General features: G+C 49.8%; 9 protein-coding genes and 1 pseudogene. 1 reads left to right on the top strand and 9 read right to left on the bottom strand.

All coding sequences use genetic code 11. The features are described from left to right. The 5 genes and pseudogenes from DXA55_RS07100 to DXA55_RS07080 form a co-directional block, all read right to left on the bottom strand. On the bottom strand, nucleotides 1–1065 hold the full coding sequence (locus DXA55_RS07100) for a metallophosphoesterase family protein (protein ID WP_117813514.1): 1065 nt from the start codon (nucleotides 1063–1065) through the stop codon (nucleotides 1–3). Between the two features lie 129 nt (nucleotides 1066–1194). Beyond that, nucleotides 1195–2584, bottom strand: a pseudogene (gene asnS / locus DXA55_RS07095) (asparagine--tRNA ligase). A gap of 76 nt (nucleotides 2585–2660) precedes the next feature. Beyond that, on the bottom strand, nucleotides 2661–5129 hold the full coding sequence (locus DXA55_RS07090; RefSeq protein ID WP_117813512.1) for a hypothetical protein: 2469 nt from the start codon (nucleotides 5127–5129) through the stop codon (nucleotides 2661–2663). Further along, on the bottom strand, nucleotides 5129–6286 hold the full coding sequence (locus DXA55_RS07085) for a class I SAM-dependent methyltransferase (protein WP_117813510.1): 1158 nt from the start codon (nucleotides 6284–6286) through the stop codon (nucleotides 5129–5131). Before DXA55_RS07085 ends, DXA55_RS07090 begins: the two co-directional genes overlap by 1 nt. A 147-nt stretch (nucleotides 6287–6433) precedes the next feature. After that, a complete protein-coding gene (locus DXA55_RS07080; RefSeq protein ID WP_117762052.1) occupies nucleotides 6434–6859 on the bottom strand; it encodes a hypothetical protein in 426 nt (141 codons plus the stop codon). Between the two features lie 163 nt (nucleotides 6860–7022). Here DXA55_RS07080 and DXA55_RS07075 point away from each other — a divergent pair, with 163 nt between their 5' ends. Further along, nucleotides 7023–8114, top strand: coding sequence for a TM7S3/TM198-like domain-containing protein (locus DXA55_RS07075; RefSeq protein WP_158565052.1), 1092 nt, complete (start codon nucleotides 7023–7025; stop codon nucleotides 8112–8114). A 77-nt stretch (nucleotides 8115–8191) separates the two neighbouring features. Here the strand turns inward: DXA55_RS07075 and DXA55_RS07070 are convergent, their stop codons facing one another. The 4 genes from DXA55_RS07070 to DXA55_RS07055 form a co-directional block, all read right to left on the bottom strand. Beyond that, nucleotides 8192–9352: an ABC transporter substrate-binding protein gene (locus DXA55_RS07070; protein WP_158565051.1), complete on the bottom strand. Its 1161-nt coding sequence runs from the start codon at nucleotides 9350–9352 to the stop codon at nucleotides 8192–8194. A 218-nt stretch (nucleotides 9353–9570) separates the two neighbouring features. Continuing rightward, nucleotides 9571–10236: an RluA family pseudouridine synthase gene (locus tag DXA55_RS07065; protein WP_055265689.1), complete on the bottom strand. Its 666-nt coding sequence runs from the start codon at nucleotides 10234–10236 to the stop codon at nucleotides 9571–9573. An 894-nt stretch (nucleotides 10237–11130) separates the two neighbouring features. Then, entirely contained in the window at nucleotides 11131–13419 is a 2289-nt protein-coding gene (locus DXA55_RS07060; RefSeq protein ID WP_022461535.1) for a hydratase, read from the bottom strand. A gap of 119 nt (nucleotides 13420–13538) precedes the next feature. Further along, nucleotides 13539–14630, bottom strand: coding sequence for a PucR family transcriptional regulator (locus DXA55_RS07055; protein WP_055226895.1), 1092 nt, complete (start codon nucleotides 14628–14630; stop codon nucleotides 13539–13541). Nucleotides 14631–14874: the final 244 nt, after the last annotated feature.

The following is a 14874-nucleotide window of genomic DNA, read 5'->3' as shown; positions in this document are numbered from 1 at the left end:
TCAGCCGTTCCTGCGTGCCGCCAGCAGCGCCTCGAGACCATAGTCGAGCGCCTTCTGTGACTGCGCATCCGTCTTTGTTTCAAATGCTTCAATATAGGCGCTGATCAGACTAGCGCCATACGTTTTCTTCAGCTGTCCCAGATCGTACGCCGGACGTGTTTCATCCTCCACGGAGATGACTCTGCCGCAGTCCAGCAGCCGTTTCGGAGAAAATTCCAGCTCGGCGGCACGGTATCCCACAAGTTTCAGGCGGATGATTTTTCGGATCTTCCCATCCTCCCGCAGCGCCAGCTCCTGTTTCAGCTTCGTCTCCAGCGCATACTGTGTCAGATCCTCCGTCACGTTCAACTCCAGATCTTCGTACTCATATCTGGCAAACGGCACAAACTGAATCCGCGTGCCGTGCTCGTCCACCGTTCCGCGGATGTAGCCGTGCGGCCCCAACTGCGTCTCATCCGTCGGTTCGAGTGCGCCTGCGTATGCCATTTTGTCGGGAATAAGAATCCCCGGCTTATGAATGTGCCCGCACGCAATATAATCAAACCCAGCCTGCGCCATGCGGCCCGGATTCCACGGCATGTGGCGGGCATCGCCGCCGTGCGCGAGCAGCAGATGATATTTCATTTTTCCCTCCGGCCGCACGCCGTCCAGCCGGTTTTCCAGGATCTCTTTTTTGTCGTAACTGCATCCGTACACCGCCGTCTTCTTCTCCGGGACTTCAACACACTCCGGCTCCGGTGACAGGAGCATTACCACGTTGTCTGCCCAGTCGAAACCGCGGTAAAAGCTCTCCCGCTTCACATAATCGTGGTTTCCGGCAATCAGCACGACGATCGTCTCCGGGATGGACGCAAAAAGATCGTTGACCTCTTTCAGTTCCCGCAGAAGCGGCTGACGCTGAAACAGATCCCCGGCAATCAGCAGAAAATCCGGCTTTTCCCGTCCGACGAGGCGGATGATCCGCCGAAAACTCTCCCAGATGGATTCCCCGCGCTCCTCGCTCCAGGGAAATCCCGCATCCGGCTGCATGCCGAGATGCACGTCCGCAATATGAATAAACCGCATAGGCACATACCCCTTTCTGGATTCATTTTCTCTATTACTACAATACGGACGTCAGGTGCACCAAATCCACATTGGATTCCACTGCACCCGGCATCCGTATTTTTTAAGTTTCTATATCACTTTTCGTAATTACAGCTCGCAGTTGTTTACTGTTCTCGGGAACGGGATGACGTCGCGGATATTGCCCATTCCGGTCAGATACATGACGCATCTTTCAAATCCCAGTCCGAATCCTGCATGGTGGGTAGAACCATATTTTCTGAGGTCCAGATAGAATCCGTAATCTTCCTCAGCAAGTCCCAGCTCTTTCATACGGCCAAGCAGTTTCTCGTAGTCGTCCTCACGCTGGCTTCCGCCGATGATCTCTCCGATGCCAGGAACCAGACAGTCCATAGCGGCAACGGTCTTGTTGTCATCGTTCAGCTTCATGTAGAACGCTTTGATCTCCTTCGGATAATCGGTAACGAAAACCGGTCTCTTGAAGATCTGCTCGGTCAGATAACGCTCATGCTCGGTCTGCAGATCGCATCCCCAGTATACTTTGTAATCGAATTTGTCGTTGTTTTTCTCCAGAAGCTCGATAGCCTCGGTGTAGGTTACACGGCCGAACTCAGAATTTACGACATGGTTCAGACGCTCGATCAGTCCCTTGTCCACGAAACTGTTGAAGAACTGCATTTCTTCCGGTGCATGCTCCATAACGTAGCGGATGACATATTTCAGCATTGCCTCAGCAAGCTCCATATCGTCCTCCAGATCAGCGAAAGCGATTTCCGGCTCGATCATCCAGAACTCTGCTGCATGGCGGGTGGTGTTGGAATTTTCTGCACGGAAGGTCGGTCCGAAGGTGTAGATATTGCGGAATGCCTGTGCAAAGGTCTCGCCGTTTAACTGTCCGCTTACGGTAAGGCTTGTCTTCTTTCCGAAGAAGTCCTGTGTGAAATCAACAGCGCCGTCCTCGGTTTTCGGAATATTGTCAAGATCCATGGTGGTTACCTGGAACATCTCGCCGGCTCCCTCGCAGTCGCTTCCGGTGATCAGCGGGGTGTTGACATAAACGAAGTCTCTCTCCTGGAAGAACTGATGGATCGCATAGGCGCAGAGGGAACGAACACGGAATACTGCCTGGAAGGTGTTGGTTCTCGGACGCAGATGGGAAATGGTACGAAGGTATTCCATGGAGTGGCGTTTTTTCTGCAGCGGGTAATCCGGTGCGGAAACGCCCTCTACGGTAACTTCTGCCGCCTGAATCTCAAACGGCTGTTTTGCCTGCGGGGTAGCAACGAGGGTACCTTTTACGATGATGCTGCGCCGACGTTCATTTTGGAAATCTCAGCGAAGTTTCCATCTCATCGTGGTATACGATCTGCAGGGTTTCGAAATAGCTTCCGTCGTGCAGAACGATGAAACCAAAGGTTTTGGAATCACGTACGCTGCGCACCCAGCCGCCTACGGTTACTTCTTTGTCCAGGTATGCTTCCCGGTTTTTATAAATCTCTCGGATGGTTGTAAGTTTCATTGTCTTTTTTCTCCCTAAATATTCATAGTGCTTTCTTTATTCTAGCACTTTTTGCGTCATTAGAAAACCCCGCAAATCACTCGATCTTTACTTTTTTAATATAACTGATGAAGACATTGCCGTTCTGTGCGAACAATGCATCGCTGTCATCGTCAGAAAGTGCAGTTGTCTCGCCCGTTGCCGGGTTATACAGCCAGGAATTTCCAAAAATATCGTATCCGGTCAGAAGCAGACTCTCGTTCGCGCCGGTCTTTACAACAACGCCGTAGCCGCTGCTGATCATGTAGAGAATTTCTTCTCTTGTGCAGCCCGTCAGGTTCAGCAGTTCGTAATCATCACCGAGTGACTCCTTCAGCACGTTTTCGTCCAGAGATGCACTCTGGAATCCCGACGGCATCGTTGTCTCGTCGAGGCGCATGCCCTGCTGGCGGTTTCCGCGCTCCCACACATAGGACTGGCTGCTGTTCAGCACAACGCCGACATTCTCATCGGCAAGCTGTACGGCCTCGGCCGGGGAGCTTAAAATAGCGATCAGTTTTCCTTTTCCATATACATAGTAAAGATCTGCGCTGCCCGTGTCGTACGACATCGTAAGATCGGTCCGTAAGGTTGAATAGATATATTTCGGTGTCAGTGTCAGAAGCGACTGTGGTTTGCCGCTCGTCGAGAATTCCAGAAGGAACTGCTGCTCTCTTCTGTCGTCCACCGTTGCCAGGCGGCCCGTCACCAGTTCCTGGCTCTGCTGCTCGCCGTTCATGATGTGATCCTCCGGCGCATCCGCATAGCCGTTTTCCTGGCGTACCACGCGATCCAGCTCCAGAAGGCCGTCCGAAATCGACACGCCTGTCACATAATAGCCGTCCTGGTGATACTCTTTTTTCACGATTCCGTCGATGCTGACAATCCGCACCGTATGCATAGCGAAAACTTCATTGCCGGAAATATCTTTTAAAATATCGCTGTCGTTTGCCATACCATAGACAAAGTCTTCATTGATAAAGCCAAGTGCCCGGATCTTCTGTCCGTCATCCGCCGCAAAGCGCTGCGTTTCCCCGCTCTCCAGGTTCATCACGGTGATGTTCATCGCACTGCTTGCATTGTCCGCATCCATCCACGCGATGCTCTCCTGGCTTTCCGATACTACAAAGCAGTCCTCCGGGATACTTTCCCGGACCACCGTCGTCGTGCCGGTTTCAATATCTACCTTACACAGGTTCTCATTCAGATAGAGATACATCTCTCTCTGCTTGTTGACGTAGGAGAGGCGGTCGAGCTGTTTTTTCAGCATCTCGTAGGAAATATCCGCCGGAACGAAAATCTCCTCGGTTGCCACATTCCGCTCGGCGCGATAATAGTAAACGGCTGCTCCCACTTCACCCTCGTGGTTTCCGCGGTTCATATAGCCATAAACAACAAACGTCACATCGCCCGCATCATCCACACGTACAATGTTGACATCATGCTCTCCGTGCTGTTCCCGGTCATCCATGCTGCCGTTCTCACGGAAGCTGAAAACGCGGATCGTCTTGTTGGCGCTGCGGTTGTAGCACCAGAGATCACCGTTTACTACAAATGCGACAATATCACCTGCCGTATTCGTCACATACTTGGTATCCTCGCCGGTCACACCGAGGTTAATGCCGGATTTCGTCAGAACACCAAGCTCCGGATCAAAGATCTGCTGTGCGCTCCGCTCGAAGTCCAGCAGAATAATCTCTCCGTCGGACTCTCGCATCCGGTAGAACTCGCTTACGGTATAATACTCCGTCTGTCCGTTCTCATCCTGCGCACTGATCATGTACTCCTGTTTGATGCTGGTCGTCGTCTCATTCGCTTCTTTGATCTGCTGCACCGGCTGCTGTACGATCGTCGGTGCGAGGCTTCCCCAGGAAATCTGGTCGAGGCTGGAATGAATGTTGACATTGAGGAACGAAGAATTATCCCCCGTCTCATCCGGCTCAAGCTGCGGAACGAGCGCTTCCGCCTGCGTTTTATCCAGGCATGTCTGCGCAAACATCTGCGTGTAGGCCAGATAATCGCCGACCTCCACGCCGTTGCGCTGTACAATGCGGGTGTAATACCAGGCAGACTGGCCGTTTCCGTAGGCAACCTCGAGCTTCAGCGTATATTCCTGATTCATCAGAATCGCGGTCTCTAACTGGAAGTCTGCTTTCAGATAGCTTCCGTCCTCGTCAAACGATTTCAGCACCGAGTTTTCAATCAGCGCTCCGCCGTCTGTGCTTTCCACCGTATAGGTCACGTTTTTAATTTTCTGTCCCTTCGCATCAATTTCAAGCGTAAGCGAACGGTCCATCGGCAGCGGTGTCAGGTTTTCTCTTGTCGTTACGCCGTTCATCTCCTGGCGGTATCCGTACATGCGGTTCACTGTCGTGTCCGCGGTCTTCATGTACAGCACCGGAAGACTCGCTGCGTCCAGATCGGTCGCATTCTCCGTCGTCTCGTGGCTCATCAGGTGTGTGAACACACCGACTGATGCGGCAAAAACAAGAAAAAGGATCAGAATCCTTGCTGCTCTTTTATTCATCACGGCTCCTCCTTTTCTGTGAGGAGGTCTGCCAGTGTCGGCTTCACATGGTACGCTTCCATGCACACTTTCAGTTCTTCCGGCAGTTTTTTCGAGCCTTCCTGGCGTTTTACCGCGCGGATCAGAAGGTTCTTCGGCGTGTGCTCCATGTCGATGAATTCGAGAATCTGTGTCTCATAGCCTGCATTCTCCAGAAGCTTTGCCCGGATTCCGTCGGTCAGAAGCGCCGCCATGCGCTCTTTTAAGATGCCGTAATCCATGATCGGATACAGTTCTTTGTTTGCAATCTGGCGGTTCAGCTCATGCTGGCAGCACGGAACGGAAAGAATAACTTTTGCATTCCATTTGACGGCCTTTTCCAGCGCATAGTCAGTCGCCGTGTCGAACGCGTGCAGCGTCACCACCATATCGACCTCGTCGCGGCCGGTATAAGAAGCGATGTCACCCTGATAGAAATGCAGCTTTTCATAGCCGTATTTCTCCGCCAGTCCGTTGCAGATTGCGATGACATCCTCTTTCAAGTCAAGTCCGATGATATTGACATCCAGTTTTTTCAGTTCGCGGAAGTAATAATACATCGCAAACGTCAGATACGATTTTCCGCAGCCGAAATCGAGAATCGTGATCTCGCGGTCCGATGGGAGCTGCGGCAGGATATCTTCGATGAACTCCAGAAAGCGGTTGATCTGGCGGAACTTGTCGTAGCGGGTCCGCACGATTTTGCCTTCTTTTGTCATAACACCAAGATCCTGTAAAAAAGGAACCGGGATTCCTTCTTCCAGAATATACCGTTTCTTCCGGTTGTGCGCCAGATTGACGGGTTTGCCGGTTCCTTTCATATGCGGTTTCTTTTTGATCGTCATCGTTCCCTTTTTGCTGACCAGAACGGATGCTGTGCAGGTGTCGGATTCGAGCTGCATCTGCTTGAAGGTTCCGTTCATCCAGTCGCTGATCCGGGTGATCACATCGTCTTTTGTCATATTTTTATGAAACTCCTTCGTGCCGACGGTCTCCTGGCACTGAAAGAGCAGTTTTCCTTTTATTTCAACCGGGCGTATTCTCACTTTGGACACTTCACTGTCCCCTCTTGGACCGCTGATCGTGATACGGTACAGCCCTTCCCGGATTTCATCCTGTAATAATTTCTGTAATTCCATTTATACTCTCCAAACTTCCTGAATCGTTTGTAAACATGTGTAATAAAGCCCCTTACAACCCCGCTAATATTGTAATCTGTTTTCCGCAAAACCACAACAAAAAAATTATTAAAAATGTGTTACCCTCTTATTACTTTATGGCGCGGTTTAAAGCCACAGATTGTAATAATGTTTCCTCCTGCTCCGCCTCCGGAACATTTCATTATAAAAAAGAACGCCGATTAAATCGAGCAGTTCCTCTTCTGCCGTTTTCTCATCCTTCCCGCCGTTTTCCCTGCTGTACTGACGTGCGATATTCCGGCAGGTGTGCTCCATCATGAGCCGGTCCGGGAATTCGTCGTACATCATGCTGCCGCGGTAATCCATGCGGTCACACTCTGCCTCCACCAGCCTCTGCAGATCAGATGCCGTCCGGGAATAATACGACTGCATCCGCTGCCGTTCCCGCGCTTCCTGCTGCTCCTCCATACTTCTTCCCCATAAGGGCTGTGCCGCAAAAAACGGCTCCGGCCGCTCCATCGGATTTCCCTGATAGGAATTTCTTCTATTTTCATACACTCTATCCTGATTCATGCCTGTTTTATTTCCTTTTTGCTCTTCCTTATACCATATGCACACCGCCGCCATTCTGCCGTTTTCCAGATCTCAAACACAATTTCACTTGCCAAAACCGCCGTTCCGTACTAAAATACAACCTGTATCTATTTTTCCGATACATCATATAGGAGTGAATATCATGAATCTGAATATGCAAGCTTTTAACATCAACACGCTGCTTGGCGGTCTCGATAAAGTCCGGGACGTCATGGGTGTTTACCAGCAGCAGCTTCTTCTGATTGTGATTGTTTTTGCCCTGCTGAACTGTTTCTTCGGCTATGCGCTCCGCAAACTCTGGAGCGTCATTCCCGGATTTTTTCTCGGCGCGGCCGCTGGTTATGCAGCGGGTACCTACACGAATCAGACCACGACGATCACCCTGGCGCTTGCCGTCGGCACCGGTCTTCTGACCGCAATCATTGCCTTCGTCCTCTACCGGATCGGACTTTTTCTTCTGATCTGCGGGCTCGTCGGCTTTTGCCTCTGGCATCTCGTTAATCCAAACGATATCACAGGTTATGGACTCGTCGCCCTCGTCGCTTTCGTGATCAGCCTGATCTGCGTTCCGTTCGAACGCATTTCCGTAATCCTGGTCACCTCCATCTGCGGCGCCCTCACGACGATCCGCATGGCATATTTCTTCAAGGACCTCGATCTGAACATGATGTTCTGGATTGTCTCTGCCATTCTCGCCGCAGCAGGCATGCTCTTCCAGTTTAAACCGTGGAAAGAGGCGGACTACTGGGAGGATGACGACGAAGAAGAACGCGAACACCGTGCAAAAGCGCGCGCCAGACGGAAGCGCAGATCCGGTTTCGATCCTCTTCCATCCAGAAAGAAGAAAAAGAAACGCCGCGGCTCCTCTTCCTCTTCTTCCGGCAACGCAAGAGATCCGTACCGCAGCTATCAGAAACCGTCGAACCGTACCCGTGTTTCGCAGAACACCATGTACGATTTCCGTTTTGTTCCGGAAGAACCTGACGATGACGACGATGAGAAAGATCTTCCGAAAATCATCCGCCGCCGGCCATCCGCAAAACCGGCCGCTCCGGAGGAGTTTGACGAAGAAGAAACATCCCCAAAAGCTTCCATGGGCGACACGAAGCCGTATACCTCTCCTTCCAAACCGCAGATCACCGAGGACGGCATCCCGGATGTCGATCTCTCCGCGATCCGGCAGCAGATTTCCGAAGAGGTACAGAGAATTTACGAAGACGATCAGAACTCGTAATCCGCACTGCAGCGCAGAAAACCCGGCAGGCAAAGGAACATTCCCTTGTCTGCCGGGTTCATTTTTTATCCTGATTTTCAGTTATAAAGATACTTCTGATTTGTCTCCAGATCGATCGTGTCTTTGTCGATCCACTGATATCCCGTATCGATCTTCTGATCTACCGGAAGTCCCTGAATCGCGCGGACGGCCGCCACGATTGCCGCATAGCCAAGACCGTACGGATTCTGCGTTACGGTACCGTACTCGCGTCCCTCCTGGATCGCTTTCTGCTGTTTTTCACCGGAATCAAAACCGACAATCTGAATCTGCTCAGTATTTTCCATATCCGCCAGCGCATCCAGCGTCTGGTCTGCCATGTCTTCGTTCGTACAGAAGATGCCCTTCAGAGCCGGGTAGGTTTCAAGTGTATTTTTCAGCATGTCCGCGATGGATTCTTCTCCATCTCCGTAATTCACCTGAACCACTTTCACGTCGGTATATTTTTCTTCGATCTCTTTTTTAAATGCTTCCACGCGCTCTACGCTGCTCTCGGTGTTGTACTGATGTGCAACAATCGCAACCTCTCCGCTGTTGCCGATGGCCTCGCAGAGATGATCTGCCGCAAGCTTTGCTGCCGCTGCGTGATCAGTCGCACATGTCGAGGTGATCAGATCACTCTCGATACCGGAATCCGCGATGACGACTGGAATCTGGCTGTCGGAAGCCTCTTCCATCTGTGCCTGTCCCGACTGCTGGTCAATGATGCCAAGGATCAGCGCGTCCGGATTTTCCGAAATGACAGAGTCGATGATATTGATCTGAGAGTTGGTGTCACTTTCATTTTCCGGGCCTTCAAATGTCATATAAACTTTGTCGTTTCCGTTGTAGCCAAGCGAGGCGTTCAGATCGTCAAGTGCCTGCTGTGCACCGGCTTTTACGGCTTTCCAGAAACCGGCACTTAAGTCTTTTGCAACCACGGCGATGTAAGAGCCTTTTTCAACGGTAAGTCCATCCACGGTGTCATACAATGCTTCCATGCCGTCCTTGTGCGGAACGGTGATTTCTATTCGTTTTTTGTCTGCTTCTTTTCCTTCATCTCCAGAGCTTTCAGAAGATGTGGATGCACTGGCTGACTCTGCTGTAGAATCTGCGCTGGACGATGAGGCCTCCGGCTTTCTTCTGCCGCCGGAGTTTCCGTCACTTCCTGAGACGACGATGCTGCGGTGCTCTTGTCTGTCACTGCTTCTTTTCCGCATCCAGCTGCCGAGCACAGCAGGATTCCGGAAAGCAGTACTGCAATCATTCTGCGTTTCATAATTCTCCCTTTCTGCTTTGCCTGATGAATCATTTTCCATTACTTTTTACAGTTTTGTTACATAACCTTTCTCTATTATACACAAACCGTAAAAATAGTCCAGTCCTGTTTTCTTATGATTTTCTGAACTTTTTTGCAATTTCACATAGCTCTGAATAGTTACACAAAGCTGTGGAAGATTTCACCTTCTGGTTTTACGGTAAACGAAAGCCGTTTGCCTGTCCGCGGATGCTTCAGCTCGAGATGATGCGCGCACAGCGCCAGAGATCCTTTCTCTTTCGCCCCATATTTTGCATCCCCCGCCAGCGGATATCCCGCATGGGAAAACTGGACGCGGATCTGGTGGTGGCGGCCCGTTCCGAGGTGGATCTGCACCAGGGTTCGGTTCTCCTGTGTCCTTATCACTTCATATTCCAGCACCGCTTTTTTCGCTCCGGCGGTGCCTGGCTGTACGACGCGGGATGTGTTGCTCCGTCCGTCTTTTACAAGGAAATCCTCAAACTTCTGTACGCCCTGTTTTTCGATTTTTCCCTCACAGACGGCGAGATACTCTTTCTTCATTGTCCCGTCCTTCACCTGCCGTCCCAGTTTTCCTGCGGCGTCTTTGTTTTTCGCAAACACCAGCACGCCCTCAACCGGCTGATCGAGCCGGTGAACGACCGCCAGATATGGAATCTGAGTCCGCGCCTGACCCGGTGTTTCCGCCCTTGCCTGCTTCGCCAAATAATTCAGCAGCGCATGCTCCAGATCCATCTGTCCCATCCGCGCATTCTGCACTGCCATGCCCGCGTGCTTGTGAACAACAAGAATATCGTTATCTTCCATTAAAATATCTTCTCTGCACAATCCAGCCACTTTCTTCTCCTGTCCTGACTTCTCATTTTCGATACACGGATTTCTCCGCTGTTATGCTTTAAGAAGTATGCACCATTTCCGCCGCATCTGTCAAGAAAAACATGCCCGGCGGACGAATTACACAACACAAAAAGCGATCGCCATACCAATCATTTTTTCTGATACAGCGACCGCTTTTTCTTTATTTTCCATATTCAGTTTTTTCTCTACTTTCAAGGATTTTCACTGGTTTTCTTTCTTTACCGATCTGTGATCTTTGTTTTCGCTTTCGTTTGATATTTCAAAGATCGTTTCTCTTCCATTTCCCTGTTGTAGATTTTCTTTTTTTCGGGAAGATGTTCTTTTTCAGAGGCTTTTCCTTTGCGGTTAAGATTTCCACTCCGAAAATCTTTTCCTTAGGATTTCCTAAGATCTGCTCTGATCTCATGTTTATCAAAAGGTTTTCTTTCGAACTTCTTTTGTATGGATCTTTATCTCAGGTTTTCTTTCCTTTCGGAAGTCTCTCATCTTAAGAACATCTTCCTTTTCCCTTTTTTCCATTCTTCTATAGAAGATTTCTCGTCTCTTTCTATGAAAATGGTTTGTTCTCTTGAAAAGGGGGTCCCAAGTCTTTCTCTTTGTACCTCTTGGTTAGGTTTTTGTTTTCTTGTTTCTTTGTGATTTTAATATAACAGATCCGCCAGTATTTGTCAACACATTTTTAAAATATTTTTATTGTTTTTTTATATCGCTTTTTCTTTTCTTAATTATTGTGTTTATTTTCTGAATTTTATATTGTTTTCTGATATTTTGTTTCAAATAAGTGCGCAGAAAAAGAGCTATGAAACAGACTTTTCTTCTGCCACACAGCTCTTTCTCAAATACTTATCCTCTATAATAGTTGATCAGGCATCCCTTGCGGATGATTTCTCTCTCATCATCGGTCAGCGCGCCTAACGTCATCTCGAACGGAACAAGTGCTCCGTCTTTTACAACGTACGCTTTGATCACATCGGCTTTCTCTTCCACTGCCTTGCGGATCTCTGGTACAAAGATATAATCTCCGTTTGTAAACGGCAGATCTCCCTCCGGGATCAGGAATGGAAGCATGCCCCAGTTGATCAGGTTGGAGCGGTAGCGCTTCGTTGCATACTCGTTGGCGATGTTTGCCCAGCCGCCTAATACCTTCTGGCAGGAAGCTGCCTGCTCACGCGCAGAGCCGTCGCCCGGTTTTACAGCGAAGATGGTGGATCCGACACCGACGTTTGTCTTGTCGATATCCGGGTACTGGGTATGGATGGCTGCGAAGACCGGTTTCAGTTCCGGAAGTGCCTCTGCCGGGCAGTTTCCTTCCTGGATGGCTTTCTCTGCGACCTGTACTTCTTTTGCACGTCCCACGTAAGCCGGATCTTTTCTTGACAGGGTGAACTCTGCCAGTCCGAGCGGGTTGGAACGGAAGGAAGAAGTCTCGCCGGATGGAATCAGCTCGTCGGTTGTCGTAACCGGATCGTGGATCTCGGAAACAACCTTCAGAATCAGGTTCTCGGCAAGCTGCGGCATAGCCGGCCAGTCTTTGATGTTCGGTCCGAACTGGATTTCTACAGACGGATCTGCCACACCCTTGCTGTCGAAGACACGGTTCTCGTAAATCTTCTTGTCGAAGTGGTATGCCGGTTTCGTGTATGTTCCGGTGAACTCGTCTGCTGCGGTCAGGAATCCTTTGTTTGCTGCGGTTGCTGCAATGGAACGTGCATCCATCAGGGCAACGGAAGAAATCTGGCCGTTCTGGATCTTGGATCCCTCGCGGTTCGGGAAGTTTCTGGTGGAGTGACGGATTGAGAACGCATTGTTTGCCGGAGTATCGCCTGCGCCGAAGCACGGTCCGCAGAATGCGGTTTTTACGATCGCACCGGTTTCCAAAAGGTCTGCCAGTTTTCCGTTTCTTGCCAGCTCCATATAGATCGGGGTACTTGCCGGGTAAACACTTAAGGTGAACGCATCGTCGCCAATGCTGTGGCCTTTCAGGATATCGGCTGCGTCGCAGATGTTCTCAAATCCGCCGCCGGCGCATCCTGCGATGATTCCCTGGTCTACCAGGAGTTTTCCGTCGTGTACTTTATTTTTCAGAGTGAACGGAACTTTTCCGTCGAGGCTGATGGCTGCTTTCTTCTCTACATCGTTCAGGATGTCATCGAGGTTTGCTTTCAGCTCTTCAATGGTATAAACATTGCTCGGATGGAACGGCATCGCGATCATCGGTTTGATCTTGTCGAGTTCTACTTTTACAACGCCGTCATAGTAAGCAACCGCGCCAGGATTCAGCTCTTTGTAATCTGCGCTTCTGCCGTGGATCTGATAGAACTCGCTGATCTTCTCATCGGTTCTCCAGATGGAGGACAGACACGTTGTCTCGGTTGTCATAACGTCCACACCGATCCGGTAATCTGCGCTTAAGGAAGATACGCCAGGTCCTACGAACTCCATAACTTTGTTCTTTACGTAACCATTTGCAAAGACTGCACCGATGATGGCAAGTGCAATATCCTGCGGTCCTACGCCCGGCTGCGGTGCGCCTGTCATGTAAATTGCGATCACTCCCGGCATAGCGATATCATATGTTTTGGAGAGAAGCTGTTTTACCAGCTCCGGTCCGCCCTCGCCCATGGCCATGGTTCCGAGTGCACCGTAACGGGTGTGGGAATCGGATCCGAGGATCATTTTTCCGCCGCCGGCAAGCATCTCGCGGGCAAACTGATGAATTACTGCCTGATGAGGCGGTACATAGACGCCGCCGTACTTTTTCGCACAGGTAAGACCAAACATGTGGTCATCTTCGTTGATGGTTCCGCCGACTGCGCAAAGGGAGTTGTGGCAGTTGGTCAGCACGTACGGTACCGGGAATTTTTCCAGTCCTGACGCGCGCGCGGTCTGAATGATTCCAACAAAAGTAATGTCATGCGATGTAAGTTTGTCAAATTTGATCTGCAGATTTTCCATGTTGCCGGAAACATTGTGGTCTTTTAAGATTCCATAGGCAATGGTTTCTTTTGCAGCATCCGCCGGACACGGCACAGCGCCGGTACGCGCTTTGAGTTCCGCGCGGCCTTCTTCTGTATCCGGGATGATGTCGATTCCGTTGACAAGGTATGCACCTGTGTTCAGTAATTCAATCATGTCGTTCCTCTCCTCTTGTTGTTGATAAAATGTTAGGGTCAAAAAGTCTTTTGACCCCTTCGATACCCGGATTGCTCCGTGCTTTGCACTCCCGCAATCCTGTACGGCTCTGAACGGTTTTACAGATTTTCGCTGTTGTTCATATACGTCATGTAGCTTACGACCATCATGGCAATTTTAAAGGTCAGCGCATCGTCAAATTTACGAATGTCGAGTCCTGTGCTCTTCTCGAGCTTCTCCAGACGGTACACCAGAGTATTTCTGTGTACATAGAGCTGACGGGATGTCTCGGACACATTCAGGTTATTTTCAAAAAATTTATTGATTGTGGTCAGTGTTTCCTCATCGAACGTATCCGGCAGATTTTCGCCGAAGACTTCGGTCATAAACATTTCGCACAGCGGAATCGGGAGCTGATAGATCAGACGGCCGATGCCGAGGTTGTTGTACGGTACCACGTTTTTGTCTGCGTAGAAAATTTTTCCTACTTCGAGTGCCATCTTCGCCTCTTTGTAAGAACGCGATACACTCTTGATCTCGTTGACCGGATTTCCGTAGGAAACGCGCACCTGGGACATGGCCTCCGCATTCAGCATATCCACCAGCATTCTTGCGGTCTGGTTCATATCTTCGAAGGTGTCGGTGTCTTTCAGTTCTTTTACAATAATAATGCTCTTCTCATCGACCGCGGTGATAAAATCCTTCGGTCTCGATGCGAACAGGCTCTTTACGGTTTCCTGCGCGCTGATGTCTTTTTCCATCTTCGTTTCTACCATGAAAACAACGCGGCGCACGTCGGTGTCGATGCGCAGCTTTTTCGCACGGTTATAGACATCCACCAGAAGGAGGTTGTCAAGAAGAAGATTCTGGATAAAGTTGTTTTTGTCCAGACGCTCTTTGTATGCAATGATGAGGTTCTGAATCTCGCATACTGCAACTTTTCCGATCATGTAAGCGTCATCGCTGCTGCCTTTGGAGATCAGAATGTACTCTACGTTCTGGTTGTCATATACTTTAAAATAATGATATTCCTGTACAATCTGGCTGTCCGCAGCGGATAATACAAAAGAACGGATGCTTTCTGCATCAATCGCGGTTTCCGGGAATGTGGTCACCAGCAGAACACCATCCGTATTCGTCACACATAAATCAATTCTCGTAATATTTCTTAATTCATCAAGGGTTTTCTGTAATACCTGACTTGATACCAAATCTGCCACTTCCTTTCTCCTGGCGTATTTTACTCCAGGGTGCATCTTATTTATAACTATAGCTTATTTTTTTCTCATTGGCAACTATTTTTTGCTTCGCAAAAGGAGGGTCGTGCATATGCAGTTACTGTTCACTCAGCAGTGAAACACTTGCTGTTTCGCTGCGTAAGAAAGTGATTCAGGCGTGAGCAGCCCTCCTTTTGCGAAGCAAAACTTTAAATGAGGGCTGCGAATGTTACAGTTC

Origin of the sequence: Blautia sp. OF03-13, from assembly GCF_003460685.1 — a bacterium.
Taxonomy (GTDB): Bacteria; Bacillota; Clostridia; order Lachnospirales; family Lachnospiraceae; genus Fusicatenibacter; species Fusicatenibacter saccharivorans.
This window is presented reverse-complemented; position numbering and strand designations above follow the sequence as displayed.

What these genes read in the sequence shown, in the direction of transcription:
- DXA55_RS07075 (WP_158565052.1), top strand. Translation starts at nt 7,023, where the DNA reads ATGAATCTGAATATGCAAGCTTTTAACATCAACACGCTGCTTGGCGGT.
- DXA55_RS07065 (WP_055265689.1), bottom strand. Translation starts at nt 10,236, where the DNA reads ATGGAAGATAACGATATTCTTGTTGTTCACAAGCACGCGGGCATGGCA.
- DXA55_RS07080 (WP_117762052.1), bottom strand. Translation starts at nt 6,859, where the DNA reads ATGAATCAGGATAGAGTGTATGAAAATAGAAGAAATTCCTATCAGGGA.
- DXA55_RS07090 (WP_117813512.1), bottom strand. Translation starts at nt 5,129, where the DNA reads ATGAATAAAAGAGCAGCAAGGATTCTGATCCTTTTTCTTGTTTTTGCC.
- DXA55_RS07085 (WP_117813510.1), bottom strand. Translation starts at nt 6,286, where the DNA reads ATGGAATTACAGAAATTATTACAGGATGAAATCCGGGAAGGGCTGTAC.
- DXA55_RS07060 (WP_022461535.1), bottom strand. Translation starts at nt 13,419, where the DNA reads ATGATTGAATTACTGAACACAGGTGCATACCTTGTCAACGGAATCGAC.
- DXA55_RS07070 (WP_158565051.1), bottom strand. Translation starts at nt 9,352, where the DNA reads ATGCGGAAAAGAAGCAGTGACAGACAAGAGCACCGCAGCATCGTCGTC.
- DXA55_RS07100 (WP_117813514.1), bottom strand. Translation starts at nt 1,065, where the DNA reads ATGCGGTTTATTCATATTGCGGACGTGCATCTCGGCATGCAGCCGGAT.